This window comes from Winogradskyella ludwigii (assembly GCF_013403985.1).
In the GTDB taxonomy this organism is placed as follows: Bacteria; Bacteroidota; Bacteroidia; order Flavobacteriales; family Flavobacteriaceae; genus Winogradskyella; species Winogradskyella ludwigii.
Genome location: NZ_JABFDF010000002.1, coordinates 314,124 through 335,032, shown reverse-complemented (window position 1 = coordinate 335,032; position 20,909 = coordinate 314,124). Strand labels below are relative to the sequence as shown.

The window sequence follows — 20,909 nt, the reverse complement described above, 5'->3', positions numbered from 1 at the left end:
TAGTTTCAAAGTTTTAAAGTTTCGCAATTCAATAGTTGTAAGGACTTACTATACTCACACCATGTATTACGGTTTTTAATTTTCCATCTTCTCAGCCAATTCAAACCAACGCATTTCTTTTTCTTCAATAGTATCTATTATCACTTGTAATTTTTCTGAAAGTTTTGCAATTTGATCTTGTGATAAATCAGGGTTTGTAAATTTTTCTTCCATGGCAACTTTGTCAAGTTCTAGAGATCGTATTTTAGAGGTTAGATTCTTGTATTCCTTTTGTTCGTTGTAATCTAACTTGTTGGCTTCGTTTTGTTTTTCAGCTTTTGTAGTATCTACTTTTTCTACAGGAGCAATTTCTTTCGTTTTACTCGCGTCGTAAGCTCTAAAATCTGAATAATTACCAGGGAAATCATCGACTACACCTTGACCTCTAAAGACAAACATATGATCTACAATTTTGTCCATGAAGTAACGGTCGTGAGAGACTACTAAAAGCACTCCAGGGAAATCCATTAAGAATTCTTCGAGTACATTAAGCGTTACAATATCTAAGTCGTTGGTAGGTTCATCTAAAATTAAAACATTTGGGTTTTGAATTAAAACAGTACACAAATACAATCGCTTTTGCTCGCCTCCACTCAGTTTTTCAACAAAATCCCATTGTTTTTTTCTGCTAAATAAAAACTTTTCTAGTAATTGCTGCGCGCTAATTTGTCGTCCTTTGGCTAATGGAATGTAATCTCCAAATTCTTTAATAACATCAATAACTTTTTGATTAGGCTTTGCTTTAATTCCTCCTTGCGTGTAATACCCTATTTTAACCGTTTCACCAAGAACAACTTTACCACTATCTGGCTGTGCTGTTTGTGTTAAAAGATTTAGGAACGTCGATTTTCCTGTTCCATTTTTTCCAATAATACCAATACGCTCCCCTTTTTTAAAGGTGTACTCAAAGCCGTCTAGAATCGTTTTATCTTTAAATGCTTTAGATACGTTATGAAACTCTATGATTTTACTCCCAAGACGTTCCATGTTGATGTCTAATTCGATTTTATGGTCATTACGACGTTGGTGCGCTTTGGACTTTATTTCAGAAAAATCGTCAATTCTGCTTTTAGATTTCGTAGTACGCGCTTTGGGTTGGCGACGCATCCAATCGAGTTCCTTTTTAAACAATTGTTTAGCTTTGCCAACTTCTGTGGCTTGGTTTTCTATTCTGGCTTCCTTCTTTTCTAAATAATAAGAATAATTACCTTTATACGTATGGAGTTCGCCATGATCTAATTCTATAATTTCATTACAAACACGTTCTAGGAAATATCTATCGTGTGTAACCATGAAAAGGGTTTGCTGTGTTTTTGCAAAATATTCCTCTAACCATTCAATCATTTCTAAATCGAGGTGATTGGTAGGTTCATCTAAAATTAAGATATCTGGTTTACTCAGTAGAGCTTGTGCTAGTGCTAAACGTTTTTTCTGACCTCCAGAGAGCGTTTTTATCTTTAAAGAAAGGTCGTCTAATTTTAGTTGAGACAAGGTTTGTTGGTATTGCGTTTCAAACTCCCAAGCATTATAGCGATCCATGCCTTCAAAAGCTTTTTGGTACGCATCTGCATCTTCGGGATTTTTTAAGGCTTTTTCGTAGGCTTCAATAATTTTCAATACAGGAATGTCTGATGCGAAAATAGTTTCTTCGAGAGTTAGATCTGGATCTAAATTAGGTTCTTGATCTAAAAATGCTAATCGAAGTCCATTTCTTATCACAATTTGACCATCATCTGGAGTATCTTTTCCTGCTAGAATATTTAGGATAGATGTCTTGCCACTTCCATTTTTGGCTACAAAAGCAATCTTCTGATCTTTATGGATACTGAAAGATAAATCTTTGAAGAGTACAAGCTCTCCAAATGATTTTGATATGTTTTCTACGTTGAGATAATTCAAAGTGTTTTTTTTACAAAGAACGGAAATAAACCAAAAAGAATAGTATTAGTTTTGATATTAGTGTTGATACATTATATTTGTCTCAAAAGATCCATTATAAATATGAAGCGTATAAAGCTTTTAATCATTTTGTTGAGTTGTATTGTTGTGTCCTCTTGTATCCCTCATAAAGACACAGTTTATCTGCAAATCAAAGAGAATTCAACATATGATTCTATACCTAATAATCTCAATGAGGTTCAGAAACCATACAGAATTCAAATTAATGATATTCTCAATATTAGAGTAAAGGCATTAGACCAGGAAACGGTATCAATTTTAAATCCTGCAGGTGAAGGTAATTTAAATGCAGGTAGTGCTGAACGTGCTTATTTTGATGGGTTTACTGTCGATTTACATGGTAATGTAAGAATTCCTACACTAGGTTATATCAATGTTTTAGGATTTACAACAGAAGAAATTGAAAAGTTAATTGAAGAGAAATTACTAAAAGAACAATTTAAAGAAACAGCAAACATATTTGTTACAGTGAAACTAGCCGGATTACGTTATACCGCAAATGGTGAGGTAGGAAGTCCTGGTAGTAATGTGTTATTTACAGAACGTGTTAATATTTTTGAAGCTATTGCTAATGTTGGTGAGATACCAATTACGGGTGATAAAAAGGATGTTTTAATTATCAGACAATATCCACAAGGTCAAAAAATTCACCATTTGGATTTAACGGATATTAAGGTCATGAATTCTCCGTATTATTATATTCAGCCTAATGATATTATTTACGTTAAGCCATTGGTGCAGAAATCTATAGGTACAGGTACAACAGCAATTTCTGGTATTGCTACTATAGCCTCAATTCTTTCTTTACTTACTACAGGAATCTTGCTTTTTTCAAGATTATAAAATTATACTATGAGAGATTACGAAGAGTTAGATGATATAGAATCACAGAGTATTAGTTTTGATTTTAGAGGTTATCTTTTTAAAGTTTTAAACCTTTGGAAATTTGTATTAGCCTGTGTTGGTGTTGCTATGCTAATCGCTTATTTTATAAATGTAAGGAAGCAAAATGTTTATAAATTAGATTCGTTAATATCTGTAGACAATGATCAAAACCCATTTTTTACAGCTAATACAAGTATATCCTTTAATTGGGGTGGTGTTTCAGGGAAAGTTGGCAAGATTATGACAGCTATAAAAACACGAACTCATAATGAAAAAGTTGTGGATTCTCTTCAATATTATATGGAGTATTTGGAAGAAGGAAAGTATCGAAAAATAGACATCTATAAAAAAGCTCCTTTTGAATTTATTTTAGATGAGGCTAAGGATCAGGTTCTTGGTTATCCCGTTGGTATTCGTTTTATTAACGCGAATGAGTTTGAGGTGTTTACTGAATTTGAAGGTGCTAGTGCTTCTGCTCAGAAATATGGTGATAAATCCAAATCTAAAATTAAAGTGCCGATTGGATTATTTTCAAAATCTTATAAAACTGAAAGTGTTGTTTCATTACCTTTTCTTAATGGTAAAATTGTAATAAGGCCGGGAAGAAACATTTCTCCAGGGTCAGAGTTTTTTCTTAAATTTAGTAATTTCGATGCTGTCGTTAATTCTTATAAATCTAATGTAATAATTGGGGCATTTTCAGCGTCTTCATCTTCTATTTTAAGGCTGCAATTGGCTGGTAATAATAAAGATAAAATTGTAGATTATCTTAATGCGACTTCTGCAATTTTAAGTAAAACCGAGTTGGAACGGAAAAATTTATATGCGACTAATACGATTAAATTTATAGATAGTAGTTTAGCTGCTGTAAATGTGAGCCTTACAGATTATACTGATGAGATGAATCAGTTCCGGAAGGATAACAAGGTATTTGACGTTAGTAATGAAATTTCTCAAATTTCGGGACAATTACGACAATTCGAGTTATCTAAGCAAGAAGAAGAATCTAAGCTCGATTACCTGAATAACCTTGAGGTTTATTTAAATACTAAAACAGACTATACTAATATTGCTGCACCAACAAGTGTTGGTATAGAGGAAAAAAATATATTAAGTAGTGTTTCTAAGATTGTAAATTTGGCAGCAGAAAGGCAAAATTTGGAATATACGACCAAAGAAGGTTCTGGGCTTTTCAAAGAGTTAGATAGACGTATTGATTCTGAAAAAAATGTATTATTAGAAACCATTGATGCTACTAAGAAAACAATAGGTGTTATTATAGGGACTTTGAATAGAAGTATTTCAGGTTTAGAGTCGGAATTGAGTAGTTTGCCTGAAAATGAACAACAGTTTTTAAAGATCCAAAGAAATTTAGACATCAGTCAAGAAGCCTATGATATTTATTTGTCAAAACGAAGTGAAGCAGCTATTGTTAAAGCGGCTAATATTTCGGATCTTGGTATTGTAGATGAAGCTAAAGATATTGGTGGTGGTTTAATAGGTCCTAATAAGTCTTTGAATTATATGATGGGCTTAATGTTAGGGTCATTTATTCCAATGTTTTTAATCTTCATAGTTTATTTGTTAGATAATACTATTCATGGTTCTGATGAAATAACAAGGATGTCTAAAATCCCCATATTGGGTTTAGTAGGTAAATATCGTTATAAAAATAATTTGGTGGCTTATGAAAAGCCTAAGTCTGCTGTAGCGGAATCGTTCAGAGCTATTAGATCTAGTTTACAGTTTATTTTTAAAAATCACTCTTCAGAAGCTAGAGCTAACACCTTAATGGTGACGTCTTCTGTTAGTGGTGAGGGGAAAACGTTTACGTCCATTAATATTTCTACTGTTTATGCACTTTCAGGAAAAAAAACCATTTTATTAGGGTTAGATTTACGTAAGCCAAAAATATTTGATGATTTTAATATCGCCAACGATAAAGGAGTCGTTAATTATCTTATTGGTGATGGAACTTTGGATGAGATAACAACACATACTCACATTGAAAATCTGGATATAATTCCGTCAGGACCAATTCCTCCAAATCCATCAGAATTATTAATGAGTAATCATTTAAAAGAACTTATCGGTACCTTAAAACAAGAGTATGATATGATTATTTTGGATACTCCACCCTTAGGTTTAGTAACTGATGCATTAGAATTAACACAATATGCAGATGCAACAATTTTTATGGTTCGGTTAGATTATACCAAGAAAGGGATGTTGCAATTAGTTAATGCTAAATATCGTTCAGGTGAGCTAAAAAATGTGAGTTTTGTTCTTAATTTTTATAGGCATAAGAATAATAGTAATTATGGTTATGGCTATGGTTATGGGTACGGTTATGGCTACGGATACGGAGTGTATGGGAATTCTTATCATGAGAAGGACCAAAAATCTATTCTGAAAAAGATTAAGGATTTCTTAAAGCGCATATAACCAGTTATAATTATTTAATTTTGATTACGAAAACACAGCTTAATGTCAAACGTATTTTTGACGTCGTTTTGGTTTTGATATGTGTGCCTTTTATTTTAATACCCATTATCTTACTTGTCATTATAGCTACTATCGATACTGGGAAATGGGGTGTCTTTACACAATATCGTATTGGTCAGTATGGAAATCGCTTCAAAATTTATAAAATAAGGACTTTAGGTAATGGTGAGCATCAACTGGGTAGTTTAGATAGTAACGCGTCGCTAATAGGCAGATTATTAAGACGAAGTAAGCTTAATGAGGTGCCTCAACTCTATAATGTGTTAATTGGGGATATGAGTTTGGTTGGTCCAAGGCCTGATTTGCCAGGTTTCGCCGATCAATTAAAAGGAGAAGATCGCATAATTTTAGAAGTTAAACCAGGGATTACAGGTCCAGCTACTTTGAAATACAGAAATGAAGAACGCATATTAGAACGTCAAAAAAATCCTACTCACTACAATAAAACAATTATTTGGGTAGATAAAGTTAAAATAAATAAAAAGTACGTTCTGAACTATAGTTTTTACTTAGATTTATTACTTATTTTAAAATCAATATTAAACAAATGACACATTCAGAAGATAAAGTTGCAATCATAGGTTTGGGCTATGTTGGTTTGCCACTTGCGGTAGAATTTGCTAAGAAATTCTTTGTTATTGGTTTCGATATAAATAAGCAACGCATTAGTGAATTAAATACAGGTCTAGACAAAACCTTAGAGGTAGATAGTGATTATTTAAAATCTGTTTTAACTACAGATTTAAGCGCTAACAAAGGACTGTATATTACAGATAATGTAGATGTATTAGCGATAGCTAACATATATATTGTCACCGTGCCAACACCTACTGATGAATTAAATAAGCCTGTATTTACACCGCTGATAAAAGCAAGTGAAACTGTAGGGCGAGCAATGTCTAAAAATGATATTGTAATATACGAATCAACAGTTTACCCAGGAGCTACTGAAGATATCTGTGTTCCTATATTGACAGAAATATCTGGCTTAATATATAATGAGGACTTTTTTGCAGGATATTCTCCGGAACGTATTAATCCAGGAGATAAAGAACATACAGTCACAAAAATATTAAAAGTGACCTCTGGCTCTACACGAGAAATCGCTATAAAAGTTGATAATTTATATAAAAAAGTAATCGTTGCGGGTACACATATGGCACCTTCTATAAAAGTAGCTGAAGCCGCCAAAGTCATTGAGAATTCGCAGCGTGATATCAATATTGCTTTTGTAAATGAATTGTCTAAAATATTTAGACTTCTAGATATCGATACCAAAGCGGTGTTAGAGGCAGCAGGAACCAAATGGAATTTCTTAAAATTTTCGCCAGGTTTAGTTGGTGGTCATTGTATTGGTGTGGATCCTTATTATTTAGCTCAGAAAGCGATAGAATCTGGTTATAATCCTGAAATTATTTTAGCAGGTCGTAAGATGAATGATAGTATGGGAAGCTACGTAGCTATGGAAACTGTAAAAATGATGATTAAAAAAGGAGCAACTATAAAAGGGTCTAAGGCACTTGTTCTAGGAATTACCTTTAAAGAAAATTGTCCTGACATTAGAAACTCTAGAGTAATTGATATTATTGAAGAGTTCCAATCGTATCATTTGGATGTAGATGTTTATGATCCATGGGCATCAAAAGAAGAGGTGAAGCATGAATACGGGATAGATTTAATTAGTAATTATGCTAATTTAAGTACTGATTATGATTCTGTTGTTTTGGCTGTTTCTCATAAAGAATTTTTAGAATTAGATATCACTAAATTAAAATCACAAACAGGTGTTGTTTTCGATGTAAAATCTTTACTTCCAAGAGATGCCGTAGACGCAAGATTATAATGTATTCAAACCCACACCACACAGCAGATTTATCTAATTTAAGTTTTTTAATTACTGGAGGCGGAGGCTTTATTGGTTCCAATCTTACAGAGTATTTATTGAGGTATAATGCTAAAAAAGTTAGAGTTCTAGATAATTTTTCTAATGGACATCGTGAGAATTTAGCAGAGTTTATGGATAATCCAGCCTTTGAATTAATTGAAGGTGATATACGAGATATTGAGACTTGTAAAAATGCTATGGATGGTATTGATTATGTTTCTCATCAAGCAGCTTTAGGATCTGTACCACGTTCTATTAATGATCCTGCGACTACAAATGAAGTTAATATTTCTGGGTTTTTAAATATGATGATTGCGTTGAAAGATAGTCCAACAGTAAAACGTATGGTCTATGCTGCGTCTAGCTCAACGTATGGAGATAGTAAAGCCTTGCCAAAAGTAGAAGATACTATAGGAAAACCTTTATCTCCTTATGCCGTTACAAAATACGTCAACGAATTATATGCAGATGTATTTGGAACTACTTACGATACAGATGTAATTGGATTAAGGTATTTTAATGTCTTTGGTCCAAGGCAAAGTCCGGATGGTGCTTATGCAGCAGTAATTCCTTTATTTATGCAAGCGCTTAAGGATAATGAACCTTCTAAGATAAATGGAGACGGAGAGCAAACCAGAGATTTTACTTTTATTGATAATGTAGTTCAAGCTAATGTAAAAGGATTCTTTGCATCATCCATAGATGCTAAAAATGAAGTCTTTAATGTGGCCTGTGGTGAACGCATTACTATAAATTATTTATGGGAATCATTGCGTATGGCTGCTGACTCTGATCTAAAGGCTATTTACGGTCCTAATCGACAAGGTGATGTAAGGGATTCCTTAGCTGATATTTCTAAAGCCCAAGATCTTTTAGGGTATCAGCCTAAATATACGGTTAGGGAGGGTTTAAAGATTACTTGGGATTCGTTTGATTCTTAATATACGCTTTTGCGCGTGTTGAACACCCCTTTCTTCACCTATGTTCCTTCGGGGAATTTTGCCCATGCGACAGCTCGCCCCTTCACTAAAATATTCCGCAGGACTATTTCCATATGTCCGGTCGTCCTCTTTGAAAAAAAGAGGGGAGCTTGGTAAGGTTGTTTTTTAGGGATTATATATAAAAAAAGCTGTCTTTTCAGACAGCTTTTTAGATTTAGAGAATAATGTTTACAATACTTCTATTAACTGAAGAGCATTGAATGCTCCGTTATTTAAAGGGTATTGTATACCATTTACTTCTTGGAAGAATGCTACTTTTAAGAAGTAAAGTTGATTTCCAGCACCTGCAGGAATAGCTGTTGGTGCTAAATTTACAGCACTAGTTACACCATTAATAGCTAAATTAATTGTGGGACTCACTTGTAATTCTTTGTCACCTGAACTGAAATCTAAATTTAGAAATCCAGCAATAAAACTTACATGGGTCGCTCCTCCTGGAATTCCTAAATCATGGTTCGGTATTAAATCTACGATATTCACTTCACCAGAGGCGGTGTCTAAAGTAAAATCGGAACGTAGTACAGAACTCATCTGTGCATTACTATTAAAGTCGAAGCTTTTTAATTGTGCTCTTCCTTCAGGAGTTGTGAGACCGATACCAACTTGTCGTTGACCACGTAAGGACGTGATATCAGAATTTTTAACCTTACTCATTACCTGTGTTAATCGTGGAGTTACCCGATTGTCTTTAGCATCAGTTAATAAGTTTATAATTGCGCGACGTAGTATTTTTCCACTTGTTGCACAATGTCCAAATTCTGAACCATTTTCTCGGGTTCTTGCAAATGCGGGATCGTTTTTAATACGATTTGCACTTACACCACCTTTGGTTCTAACTAAATACCCTTTTTTGCCCTTGTAAAAGGTAAGATCGTCCAGGGTTCCTTCGATCTTGATTAAGCTTCTTAATTTTGCCATACGAAATGGGTTTTAAATTATTAATAAAAATTTATTCAGTATTCATTTTAAAAACTTCGATTATCATTGTCGCCTTATTGAACACTAGGTTTATAATCTGACTACTGATATGACAAATTTAGGTTGAGGGTTTGGGGCTTTTTTTTAAGATTTCCGAAATTGTAATTGTTTTCTTTTTGTTTCCGATTTTGACTTTTATTGCTGATTTTGTAACAGTATATTTTAATCGTATTTCTGTTTTAATACAGTACTTATGCACTATCTATAGACCATCCATAAATGATGCATACATTAACTTTAGTTTGGTTGCTATGTAAGGTAGATTAAGTTATTTTAATCTTTAATTCTGATTTATAGTGTTTAATGAGTAGTGTGTTTTACGTAATTAAATCGATGAAATACAGGTGCAGTCTTGTTTTGTTTAATTTTTCTTACGATAAAATGTGTTATATCGAAAATCATTGCATTTAGCGGGTTGTATTTCAGGGTATTGTGTAAATTGTGAGTAATTATTAACCTGTTGAACCCTAAAATTTACCCTAAATGGAAAAGAAGAAATTATTTTTAACCTCCACTGATATTCAGCATATCACAGGTTTAAGTATGCGTACTGCTCGTAATATAATGCAGTTTACACGTGATGAACGCGACTTAGGATCGCGTCAATTGATTCATATTTATGATTTTTGTGCCGTCTTTAACTTACCTGTGAGTGTTGTCTTTGATTATGTTAATACCAATATATTTAATAAATGTCCTATTAATGAAGAGCTTGTGCGAAGTCAGTATCAAAAAAAGACGTTAGAGGACGGCTATACTAATTATTTACATCATAAGGATTTTGAAGTTTGTATGACTCCGAAAGATTTGAAAAATAATTTGAATGTGGATGATAGCGATAATGCTAATGGTGTGGCTTGATGGTTGCTCATAGTTGGTTGATTTAGATTGGCTCTCGACTCACTTCGACTTCGCTCAGTGAACGACGCTCAGTGACCATCGCTTCGCGCTAATGCTTCAGTTAATGGATAAAAAGATTCTTCGCTTTGATCAGAATGACATTTTTCTATTTAAAAGTCGTTATTAATTCTATAACTTATTTTTTAGTATCTCTATGGAATTACTATATTTACCCAACAAAAAATAAGAGTCACATTGAGTAAGATAGAAGATGATGGTTGGTTGTATACCATTTCCTCAGAGCGTAAATTAATAGATTTTAATTTTAAGGAAATTTGGCGTTATCGCGATTTACTGATGTTATTTGTGAAACGCGACGTGGTTACCGTTTATAAACAAACCATACTTGGGCCACTTTGGTATCTAATTCAGCCCTTGTTTACTGCATTGACCTTTACTCTTATTTTTAATAAAGTTGCGAATATTGAAACCGGAACCGTACCTCCCTTTTTATTTAACCTTGCCGGAGTTTCTATTTGGAATTATTTTAATACCTGCTTAACGGCTACAAGTGATACATTTAAGACAAACGCTGCCATTTTTGGAAAAGTCTATTTTCCACGTATCATCGTTCCTTTATCTATTATTATGTCTAATTTGATGAAATTCGGTATTCAGCTACTGATATTCATTGCATTTTATATTTATTATTATCTTAATGGTGCTGAAATTAACATTACGAGTAGTGTTTTGTTTTTTCCTTTTATAGTGCTGTTAATGGGTTTGTTGGGCTTAGGTCTGGGAATGATTATCTCTAGTATGGTGACTAAGTATCGTGACTTAAAATTTTTAGTTGGTTTTGGTGTACAATTACTAATGTATGTCTCTGCTGTGATGTATCCTTTAACGTTAATGCGAGAGAAATTACCAAAAATTTCTTGGGTCGTAGAATATAATCCCTTAGCTTATATTATAGAAACTGCACGGTATATGTTATTAGGAACTGGCACCTTTAGCTGGTTCGGAATTATATATACCGTTATAGTAACGCTCATTGTGTTATTTTTTGGTATTATTATCTTCAATAGAACGGAGAAGACGTTTATTGATACGGTTTAATTTAATTAAGTGTTAGGAGTTAAGAGTTAAGAGTTAAGAGTTCTGTTAGAAAAAATAACTCTGTATTTTTGGAATTTATAATTATAAAAATATTAAATGAGTGTCATTTTAAAAGCTGAAAATATAAGTAAACAATACCGACTTGGTGTTGTGGGAACTGGTACTATTAGTCACGACTTGAATCGATGGTGGGCTAGTATTAGAAGTAAAGAAGATCCGTATTTAAAAGTAGGTGCCGTTAATGATCGGAGTACCAAAGCGGATAGTGCTTATGTTTGGGCTCTAAAAGAAATTAATTTTGAAGTACAACAAGGAGAAGTCCTTGGTATTATTGGAAAAAATGGTGCAGGTAAAAGCACTTTGTTAAAAATACTAAGCCGAGTTACTATCCCTACGACAGGCGAAATAAAAACTAAAGGCCGCATAGCAAGTTTATTAGAAGTTGGCACTGGATTTCACCCCGAGTTAACTGGACGAGAAAATATTTACCTGAATGGAGCTATTTTAGGCATGACCAAAGCCGAGATAAAGGTAAAAGAACAAGAGATAATTGAGTTTTCTGGCTGTGAACGTTATGTAGATACACCTGTTAAACGTTATTCTTCTGGAATGCGAGTGCGTTTGGCTTTTGCAGTGGCCGCATTTTTAGAGCCTGATATTTTGGTGATTGATGAGGTTTTGGCTGTAGGTGATGCTGAGTTTCAGAAAAAAGCTATTGGGAAGATGCAGGATATCTCTAAAGGAGATGGTAGAACTGTTTTGTTTGTAAGCCATAATATGGCGGCTGTAAAGAGTTTGTGTACGCGTGCTATTGTATTGGAACATGGAACATCCGTTTTTGAAGGAGGAACCGATGACGCTGTTAGTTTTTATTTGAATTTAGGGAATACAAAAGGGGGTGAAACTTTACGCTACTTTAAAGAGGAAGATTTTGAAAAACAATCTTTTTTTATAGAATCTGTGGGATTGAAAGGGGAGCATAGAAATTATAATGATCCTCTTACAAGAGAAGATGATTTGATTATAAATCTAACTTTGATTAATCATTCTTTAAAAGCTTTAGTTGTTGTCTTTCGTTTTAAAGACGATGACGGTAACGTTATATTTGTTACAAATTCTAAAGATGCTCAGTTAAATTTAGAAAAAGAGGGAAAACAATTGTTAGCAATGCAATTGCCTAAATTCTTCTTTAATGAAGGGAAATTTAATGTAGATGTTATGGTTACAAATGGGAAAAAACAATTGTTTTTTGAGCCTGATTGTGTACAGTTTACGATGCTTCAGGAAGCTAAAGAATTAGGACAATGGATGGGGAAAACTAAAGGGCCTTTAAAACCAGTTTTTAAATGGATATTTAATAATGAGGGTTGATTTTTTTATTGTAGGAGGGCAAAAATGTGGGACTACCGCCTTGCATAGTTTTTTGACTAATCATCCACAGATAAGAGGCGGAAGTAAACAAAAGGAATTAGATTTTTTCGCATATGATAAATTATTTAGTAAAGGTATAGGTAACTATCATTCTAAGTTTAAAAAGACTCTAAAAGAAAAAATTTCGTTTAAAGAATTTTTTTTTATAGACTCATCACCTTCCTACTTATTAGATGAAAATCCTCAAATCACCTCAAAAAGAATTTTTGAGTATAACGCGGAAAGTAAAGTTATTATTCTTGTAAGAAATCCTATAGAAAGAAGTTTTAGTGCTTTTCAAATGTATAAAAAAAGATATTTTGAAAATGACAAAGACTGGTGGATAAAATGGATAAAAACAAGAGGTGGAGATACTAAAAACGTTATAAGAAGGACGGAAGTTGAATATAAGAACTTTGATTTATTTGTGAGAAATGAGATTAATGTTTTGGAGAAAGGTTTACAGATAGAGTGTCCGATTTTGAAAAATGGAGAATTTTCTAAAAGTATAGATTTATATAGAAATAAGTTTAAATCAAATTTTTTATTGATTCAGAATGAAGAGATGCATAAAAATACATCTTTAACATTAGATCTTGTTTCAGATTTTTTGAAAATTAAATCATTTGATTGGACAAAGTTTTCTAATAAAAAAGTGTTTCAAGGAAATTATATATTAGATATTGATTCAGAAACGATTGATCTTTTAAAAAAATATTATCAAGACGATATCAATTTTTTATTTAAAAACTTTAATATAGATTATAGATGATAAATGTCACCAAAACATTTTTACCAGCACAAGCCGAATACCAAGCCATTTTAAAAAAAGCATGGGATACGGGTTGGATGACAAATAGAGGGGTTTTGGTAAAAGAATTGGAATCAAAATTACAATTCTATTTAGACACTCCAAATATCATTGCTATGACTAATGGTACTTTGCCTTTACAAATAGCAATAAAGGCATTAGAGCTAAAAGGTGAGATCATAACTACACCTTTTAGCTATGTCGCGACAACTAGTAGTATCGTTTGGGAAGGTTGTACTCCTGTATTTGTAGATATAAATCCAGAGTATTTAACCATTGATGAAACTAAGATTGAAGCGGCTATTACATCTAAAACTACAGCCATTTTGGCGACTCATGTCTTTGGTAATCCATGTCATGTAGAAGCTATTGAAGTCATTGCGAAAAAACATGACTTAAAAGTTATTTATGATGCTGCCCATTGTTTTGGGGTCACTTATAAAGGACATTCTCTTTTTAACTATGGGGATGTCAGCAGCTGTAGTTTTCATGCTACTAAGTTGTTTCATACCGGAGAAGGAGGTGCTCTGTTTTGTAAACCACAGTATTTTGAAGCCATGTATTCTCATCATAATTTTGGACATGATGGGCCAGAGGCTTTTCAAAGTTTAGGGATTAATGCTAAAATGAGTGAGCCACAGGCGGCTATGGGTTTGGCTGTATTGCCCTATATGACAAAAATTATCAAAGAGCGCAAGCAAATAGTTGATGCTTATAATCAAGCCTTTGAGACATCAAGTTTGAAATTGCTAAAAATTAGAGTCCAAACCAATTGGAACTATAGCTACTATCCTGTAATTTTTGAAAATGAGAGTCAGTTGTTGCGTGTAAAACAAGAGTTAGAATCTCATTCTATTTATCCAAGACGTTATTTTTATCCCTCTTTGAATACACTTCCATATGTAAAGCCATGTAGTTTGGCTATTTCGGAATCTATATCTTCTAAAGTTTTATGCTTGCCTTTATTTGCGGGTTTAGCAACTGAGGATTTAAACCAAATTATTAATATTGTAAAAGAACAGTTGCTATGATAATAGTTGGAGCTAAAGGTTTTGCTAAAGAGCTATTGCAAATTGTATCTATAGATATGGGCTTGCTAGATGATGATATTGTATTTTTCGACAATGTAAGTAGTGATTTGCCTTCAAAACTATATAATAGATTTCGGATACTAACATCTTTTAAAGAGGTCGAAATCTATTTGTTAAAATCAGAAGATAAATCTTTTGTTTTGGGGTTGGGAAATCCATTATTAAGGAAAAATTTATTTAAACAATTTACACAATTAGGAGCACAACCAATTTCAATTATTTCGAAAAATGCCGAAATTGGTAATTTTGACGTTAATATAAAAGTTGGGGTAACTATACTGTCAGGTGTAAAAATATCTAATTCTGTGGATATAGGTATAGGGTGCTTAATTTACTATAATTCAATTGTTACACATGACTGTATTATCGGCGACTTTGTAGAAATATCGCCTAATGTAAACATACTTGGTAGAAGTAGTATTGGAGATAATTCATCTTTAGGAGCATCTTCTGTAATTTTACCAGATATTACCATTGGTAGTAATGTAACAGTTGGTGCTGGTACTGTTGTTCTAAACGATGTCCCAAATAATATTACAATAGTAGGTGTGCCAGGTAGAATTATTTCAAAAACTATATAATATGAAGGTTTCTGTCTGCATGATTACTTATGGGCATGAAAAATATATAGAACAAGCTATAGAAGGTGTTTTAATGCAAGAATGTAATTTTGATCTAGAATTGATAATTGCTGACGATTGTTCGCCTGATGGTACCGATAAAATTATAGATGACATAAAAAAAAATCATACAAATGGCTTTTGGATAGAATATACTAAGCACAGTACAAATAAAGGAATGATGCCTAATTTTATATGGGCATTAGAGCAATGCCAAAGTAAATATATTGCTTTGTGTGAGGGCGACGATTATTGGACTGATCCTTTGAAGTTGCAAAAGCAGGTTGATTTTTTGGAGGCGAATACGGACTATAGTATATGTTTTCATAGGGTAAAGATTTTACGAGGAACAGAATTATTTAATGATGTTTCAATTGAAGCTCGGTATAATAGAATAAAAGAAGAACGCGCTACTCTAAATGATTTACTTGAATTCGGTAATTTTATGCATACTCCTTCTGTCATGTTTCGAAATAGAAAGTCTGAGTTCCCAATGGAGTTTAAATATTCCTCTGTTGGAGATTATTTTTTACATATTCTTAATGCACAAAAAGGGTATATTAAGAGATTAGAAGAAGTGATGGCTGTTTATAGAGATGGAGTAGGTGTTTTTTCAACGCTAAATCAGTTAGAGCAACTAAAGAAGATAATTCATTATCAAATTTGTTTAATATCTTATTTGGAAGAAGATGAACAAAAGAAAATAATATTAAATAAGTTGTTTTCTAATATGGAAAAGTTGGAAAAACAATTATTAAAACCTGACTCATTGGCTAAACAATTAAGTTTTAAAAAAATTATAAAACTACTTTTGATAAAACTTAAAAAACATAGACCATGACTAATACATATATCATCATTGTCACCTACAACGGCATGCAATGGCTAGAGAAGTGTTTAAAAAGTTGTGCTAATTATCCTGTAATTATAGTAGATAATGCTTCTACTGATGATACCGTTTCTTTTATTGAAACCAATTATCCTAATGTAGTCTTATTTAAACAAGCTGAAAATTTAGGCTTTGGTCAAGCTAATAATTTAGGAATTCGCTATGCTTTAGATCAAGGAGCAGAGCATGTGTTTTTATTGAATCAGGATGCATATATTGTAGATACTGTGTTAGAAAATTTAATAGCTAATCAAAAAGAGCACCCAGACTATGGAATATTAAGCCCTATTCATATTACTCGTAATATGAAAAAAATGGATAGGCTCTTTAACAATTATATGCGTAAAGAAAAATCAGGAATGTTTTATTCTGATTTTGTATTAGGTAATAAGTTAGCTTCAGTATATGAGGTGCCCTTTGTAAATGCGGCATCTTGGTTGGTGTCTCGGAAATGTATTGAAATAGTTGGCGGTTTTGATCCCTTATTTTTTCATTATGGTGAAGATGATAATTATTGTCAGCGTGTGCAGTATCATGGTTTTAAAGTAGGTGTTTTACCAAAAGAATATGTTATTCATGATCGGGAAGAGCGAAAATCAACTAAACCAAAATTATTTACTTCTGAATATTATCGAAATATTGAAAAGATATATAAAGTAGAGTTTGCTAATATTAACATTGATAATAAATTAGATTCTCAAGTTTATAAACACCGTAAGATGATTTTAAAGTTTCAACTGCAATTTAAATTTGCAAATGCAAATAGTATTAAATACGAGTTGCTTATTTTAAATAGAATTAAACCTTTAATTATTAAAAGTAGGTATGTTAATACTGTCAAGGGGAAACATTATTTATAAATAAAGTTATCAATTATCAATCTTAGGGTTTATAAGAATTTATAGTTTAGATTATTTTAGTTCTTTCTAATTATTTTTCTACAAGATAGGTTTTTACTTAAGTATTTCTATTTGTTTTTTTTCTTTCCTTTTTATTTTGACTTTGTATATTAGCCTTTTATAATATAAAATGTTAGAAAAAGAACCGTTAGTGTCCATTATTATTCCCACGTTTAATCGTGCTCATTTAATTGGGGAAACTTTAGATTCTGTTTTAGCTCAAACTTACCTCAATTGGGAATGTATGGTTGTGGATGACGGAAGTACAGATGGTACAGCGGCTTTACTAGAGCGTTATATATCTCAAGATGCTAGGTTTCAGTATCACAAACGACCAGACACGCATTTGCCAGGGGGTAACGGAGCTCGTAATTATGGGTTTAAAGTAAGTAAGGGAAAGTACATTAATTGGTTTGATAGCGATGATTTAATGGTTCCTGAAAAATTACAGAAAGAAGTTATGGCTTTATGTTCAACGAGGGCAGATTTTTCAGTAAGTAAATCAAAATACTTTAATCATAAAAATAACAGTTTTTTTAATTACGATTTTAGAGTTTCACAAGTGAGCTTTGAGAGTTTTGCCGTAGATTATATTAGATGGATAACCTCTGATTTAGTCGTTAAAAGCGATGTTGTAAAGGATATTTGTTTTAATGAAACATTGCTTACAGGACAAGAATATAATTTTAATTGCAAATTATTGTTAAAAACAACAGACTTAGTTTACGTAGAAGAGTTTTTAACTAAAAAAAGATTTTTGTCTGACTCTAAACAAGGTAAGAGAGACCTTGATCGTTTGCATCATCATCGTAAATTATTTGATACACATTGGTTGAATTATTTAGACTTAAAAGACAAAGCTAAATCCGATAAGTTTAATCGCTTTTCTTTGTTGCAATGTGTTCTTAGTTATTTTGAATTAAAGCAGAATATAAATTTACCTTCTCAATTTATTAAAGAACTTAAAGACGTATTTCCGAAGCGCTATTATTATTTTTACCTCGCCAAAATTTCACAAAAGTTCTTTGGAAGGTATTATAAATTTTATTTGCGACTAAAAAATAATGAAGTGTTTAAGACCTACAGATTCAGTAATATTACATGATAAATCATATCCATAAAATTATTTTTATTCATATATCTAAATGTGCGGGAACCTCTGTGGAAAAAGCTTTTGGTATAGATCATTTAGATAACACCGAGACTAATAATTCTAATTTATTTGGTTGGAATCAAAAGCACGGTTTACATTTACAACATGCTACACCACAACAATTATTGGATTATGGTTTTGTAAGTAAACAGGAATGGGAAACTTATTATAAGTTTGTAATTGTTAGGAATCCTTATGGACGTGCAGTATCAGACTATTTTTATATAATAAAAGATTCGGGCTATATTGATAGTTTTAAGAATTATATTTATAAGAGAGGAAAATTTAAAACTATTTTAAATGATAATAGTTGTATAAGGTATCGAGGTGATCATTTAAATATTCAAAAAGAATATTTTTTTTTAAACGGAGAAGAAGTAACGTATGATTTGGTTATCCGTATGGAAAATATTAAGGATGGATTTGAAAAATTAAAGCAAGATTTAAAACTGACTGATGATTTTTTTGATGTACATTCAAAAAAAGGGATAAAGAAATTTCGACACTATTCTGTGTTTTATAATATTTATAGAAAACAATTAGTGTATAAAAAATTTAAAACAGATTTTCAGTTTTTTAATTATTCTTATTGTAATAAAAAGAACTTATTTGAAACATTAAAAGCTGTATGCCCTTCTGTTTTTTTTGTTCCTTTAAAATATTGGAAGAAATATATTAAGAGCATGTTTAATAAATAAAGAATAATAGTATTTATATTGATATTTCTCTTAAGTGAAAATATTAAAATGAAGTCATAGATAAACAATAGTGAAATTGCAAACCAAACCATTAGTTTCTATAATAATTCCAAATTATAATCATGAGCGCTATCTAAAGCAGCGTATAGAATCTGTATTAGCACAAACCTATACTAATTTTGAAGTTATATTATTAGACGATTGTTCTACAGACGATAGCAAAACTATTTTAAATAGTTATAGAGATCATCCTAAAATAGTACATATTGTATATAACCAGGTGAATTCGGGATCTACATTTAAGCAATGGTTTAAAGGGATTGATCTTGCTAGTGGTGATTTTATTTGGATTGCAGAGAGTGATGACTACGCGTCTCCCTTGCTTTTAGAGACATCAATGACCCGTTTTAATACCGATTATGCGCCAGATGTTGTTTTTGTTGGTACAACCAATATAGATGAATATAATAACGATATAGGTAACACTACTAGAATAGAAAGAACACATAAAACGCTGTTAGAAAAAGACTTTAATATATATGGAAGGACTTTTTTGAGATTTTTTATGCCAGATTATTGTATTATTAGAAATGCAAGTTCTGTGGTGTTTAAAAAAACGGTGCTTTCTCAAAAGGCAAAAGAAGTAATTTCATTTAAAACAATTGGTGATTTTTACTTTTGGGTACATTTATGTGTTAAAAATTATAAATTTACATATATCGCAGAAAAACTAAACTTTATGCGCAAGCATAAAGGTACCGTGCGTAATAATCCAGAAAAAAGCACATTTAAATTAGCAGAGTATAATCGCATACATAATTATGTTCTCCTTAAAAATTGGTTCGATTATTCTGTAGTAAATAAAATTATGACCTATAAAATAAAAAGAATGAAAAGTAAGTTATGAGAGTTTTATTAGTTTCTGGTAATTTCCATTGGTCCGAAGGTGCTATTGCTAAAGGTATGGTGAAGGCTCTACCCGACGATGATGTTTACTTTTTTTCTATCCATGAATTTAAATATAGATATCAAGAGTTTGAACGTTTGTTGCAACACGTAGATATTGTGCATTGGCTTTTTAATGTTGGTCATTTAGGAGGAAATAGAAAGATAGCATATAGACAAATATCTATTCCAAAAATAGCTACAGTACATCATGTCTGTTCTGATGAAACTTACAAAATAGAAGAAGCTTCTTTTGCAGATGTTATTCACGTTGTATCTAAAGAGTGGTTAAATGACCTAAAATATCGCACGAAAACGAATACTATTAGGGCTTCATTAGGAATTATGCTCGAAGATTTTGGAGACATTGAATCAAACTTATATTCAGGAAAAGGAGCATTTAAAATAGGAATGATGGGGTCTTACCCCGGTAAAGATAATAGAAAGCGTGTCGATATTGCTATTCAAGTACTCAAAAGACTTGTCGATAATAAAATAGATGTCGAGTTAATAATTCAAGGTGGTGGTTGGGAGCTTTATTATACGGATTTGAAAAAAGCAAATATTAATTACACCCACCATAAATTAACGGCGGACAGTGAAGCTTTAAAGTTTTTTGAGCTGATACACGTTTATTTATGTACTTCCGATTATGAAGGGGGACCTTTACCTGTTTTAGAATCTTTAGCTAGTGGTATTCCCGTGGTTTCTACAAATATAGGTGTCGCCGCAGATGTATTAAACGAAGGTGGTGGTATTTTGTGTGATAAAGCAGATGTTTTAGCTTTAGCAGAGGCTTTGGTAGTAATGAAAGAAGATAAAAATAAGTATCTAGCTTACGCATCAGAATCGAAAAACATTGCTTCTATATATTCTTGGGAAGCTTTAGGTACTGCATATAAAACACTTTTTAATGAAACAATTTTAAGTTGGGAAGCTATTAATTTAAAGTCTTGGGCATTTCGTACTTCAAAAATTGTGCTTGCAAATGAGCAACGAAAAAAAGAGTTGCTTTATGATAATTTGAGTCAGTCTATGCAGCTTTTAAATAGAGGTGATAAAGTAGAGGGACTTAAATTAGCAATTAGACCATTATTAAGTACGAAAATACATTTTAGGAGAAAAGCCATCTATGTTCGTAGAATTTTAAGGTTGCTTGTAAAAAAATAAGGATAAAAGATA

At 32.0% G+C, this 20,909-nt stretch carries 19 protein-coding genes; 17 read left to right on the top strand and 2 right to left on the bottom strand.

Features of this window, described 5'->3' with window-relative positions; genetic code table 11:
• Positions 1 to 75: 75 nt before the first annotated feature.
• Positions 76 to 1,938, bottom strand: a complete 1,863-nt coding sequence (locus HM981_RS07510; RefSeq protein WP_179338084.1) for an ABC-F family ATP-binding cassette domain-containing protein — start codon at positions 1,936 to 1,938, stop codon at positions 76 to 78.
• A 102-nt stretch (positions 1,939 to 2,040) separates the two neighbouring features.
• On the opposite strand from HM981_RS07510, the gene HM981_RS07505 reads away from it, so the two are divergent.
• The 5 genes from HM981_RS07505 to HM981_RS07485 are packed head-to-tail and all read left to right on the top strand — an operon-like array spanning position 2,041 to position 8,214.
• A complete protein-coding gene (locus HM981_RS07505) occupies positions 2,041 to 2,841 on the top strand; it encodes a polysaccharide biosynthesis/export family protein (RefSeq protein WP_179338082.1) in 801 nt (266 codons plus the stop codon).
• Positions 2,842 to 2,850: 9 nt separating this feature from the next.
• The gene (locus HM981_RS07500) at positions 2,851 to 5,328 is read left to right on the top strand and encodes a polysaccharide biosynthesis tyrosine autokinase (RefSeq protein ID WP_179338080.1); all 2,478 of its coding nucleotides are present in this window, start codon (positions 2,851 to 2,853) and stop codon (positions 5,326 to 5,328) included.
• A 20-nt stretch (positions 5,329 to 5,348) separates the two neighbouring features.
• Positions 5,349 to 5,939, top strand: coding sequence for a sugar transferase (locus HM981_RS07495; protein WP_218846332.1), 591 nt, complete (start codon positions 5,349 to 5,351; stop codon positions 5,937 to 5,939).
• Positions 5,936 to 7,231: a nucleotide sugar dehydrogenase gene (locus HM981_RS07490; protein ID WP_179338078.1), complete on the top strand. Its 1,296-nt coding sequence runs from the start codon at positions 5,936 to 5,938 to the stop codon at positions 7,229 to 7,231. The genes HM981_RS07495 and HM981_RS07490 overlap by 4 nt, the downstream gene beginning before the upstream one ends.
• On the top strand, positions 7,231 to 8,214 hold the full coding sequence (locus HM981_RS07485; protein ID WP_179338076.1) for an SDR family oxidoreductase: 984 nt from the start codon (positions 7,231 to 7,233) through the stop codon (positions 8,212 to 8,214). Before HM981_RS07490 ends, HM981_RS07485 begins: the two co-directional genes overlap by 1 nt.
• A gap of 228 nt (positions 8,215 to 8,442) precedes the next feature.
• Here HM981_RS07485 and HM981_RS07480 read toward each other — a convergent pair whose 3' ends face one another.
• On the bottom strand, positions 8,443 to 9,192 hold the full coding sequence (locus HM981_RS07480) for a hypothetical protein (protein WP_179338074.1): 750 nt from the start codon (positions 9,190 to 9,192) through the stop codon (positions 8,443 to 8,445).
• A 543-nt stretch (positions 9,193 to 9,735) separates the two neighbouring features.
• Between HM981_RS07480 and HM981_RS07475 the strand changes: the two genes are divergently transcribed.
• From HM981_RS07475 to HM981_RS07420, 12 genes are all read left to right on the top strand, one after another.
• On the top strand, positions 9,736 to 10,113 hold the full coding sequence (locus tag HM981_RS07475) for a hypothetical protein (RefSeq protein ID WP_179338072.1): 378 nt from the start codon (positions 9,736 to 9,738) through the stop codon (positions 10,111 to 10,113).
• A 234-nt stretch (positions 10,114 to 10,347) separates the two neighbouring features.
• Positions 10,348 to 11,211, top strand: a complete 864-nt coding sequence (locus HM981_RS07470) for an ABC transporter permease (protein WP_179338070.1) — start codon at positions 10,348 to 10,350, stop codon at positions 11,209 to 11,211.
• A gap of 96 nt (positions 11,212 to 11,307) precedes the next feature.
• The gene (locus HM981_RS07465; RefSeq protein WP_179338069.1) at positions 11,308 to 12,582 is read left to right on the top strand and encodes an ABC transporter ATP-binding protein; all 1,275 of its coding nucleotides are present in this window, start codon (positions 11,308 to 11,310) and stop codon (positions 12,580 to 12,582) included.
• A complete protein-coding gene (locus HM981_RS07460; RefSeq protein ID WP_179338067.1) occupies positions 12,572 to 13,393 on the top strand; it encodes a sulfotransferase domain-containing protein in 822 nt (273 codons plus the stop codon). The genes HM981_RS07465 and HM981_RS07460 overlap by 11 nt, the downstream gene beginning before the upstream one ends.
• Positions 13,390 to 14,463: a DegT/DnrJ/EryC1/StrS family aminotransferase gene (locus HM981_RS07455; protein WP_179338065.1), complete on the top strand. Its 1,074-nt coding sequence runs from the start codon at positions 13,390 to 13,392 to the stop codon at positions 14,461 to 14,463. The genes HM981_RS07460 and HM981_RS07455 overlap by 4 nt, the downstream gene beginning before the upstream one ends.
• Entirely contained in the window at positions 14,460 to 15,104 is a 645-nt protein-coding gene (locus tag HM981_RS07450; protein ID WP_179338063.1) for an acetyltransferase, read from the top strand. Before HM981_RS07455 ends, HM981_RS07450 begins: the two co-directional genes overlap by 4 nt.
• 1 nt (position 15,105) lies before the next feature.
• The gene (locus HM981_RS07445) at positions 15,106 to 15,984 is read left to right on the top strand and encodes a glycosyltransferase (RefSeq protein ID WP_179338061.1); all 879 of its coding nucleotides are present in this window, start codon (positions 15,106 to 15,108) and stop codon (positions 15,982 to 15,984) included.
• The gene (locus HM981_RS07440; RefSeq protein WP_179338059.1) at positions 15,981 to 16,892 is read left to right on the top strand and encodes a glycosyltransferase family 2 protein; all 912 of its coding nucleotides are present in this window, start codon (positions 15,981 to 15,983) and stop codon (positions 16,890 to 16,892) included. Before HM981_RS07445 ends, HM981_RS07440 begins: the two co-directional genes overlap by 4 nt.
• A 169-nt stretch (positions 16,893 to 17,061) precedes the next feature.
• Complete coding sequence (locus HM981_RS07435) at positions 17,062 to 18,036, top strand: glycosyltransferase family 2 protein (protein WP_179338057.1); 975 nt, start codon at positions 17,062 to 17,064, stop codon at positions 18,034 to 18,036.
• Positions 18,033 to 18,782 (top strand): sulfotransferase family 2 domain-containing protein, encoded by a 750-nt coding sequence (locus tag HM981_RS07430; protein ID WP_179338055.1) that lies wholly within the window; start codon positions 18,033 to 18,035, stop codon positions 18,780 to 18,782. Before HM981_RS07435 ends, HM981_RS07430 begins: the two co-directional genes overlap by 4 nt.
• 76 nt (positions 18,783 to 18,858) lie before the next feature.
• The gene (locus HM981_RS07425) at positions 18,859 to 19,689 is read left to right on the top strand and encodes a glycosyltransferase family 2 protein (protein ID WP_179338053.1); all 831 of its coding nucleotides are present in this window, start codon (positions 18,859 to 18,861) and stop codon (positions 19,687 to 19,689) included.
• Entirely contained in the window at positions 19,686 to 20,897 is a 1,212-nt protein-coding gene (locus HM981_RS07420; protein ID WP_179338051.1) for a glycosyltransferase family 4 protein, read from the top strand. Before HM981_RS07425 ends, HM981_RS07420 begins: the two co-directional genes overlap by 4 nt.
• Positions 20,898 to 20,909: the final 12 nt, after the last annotated feature.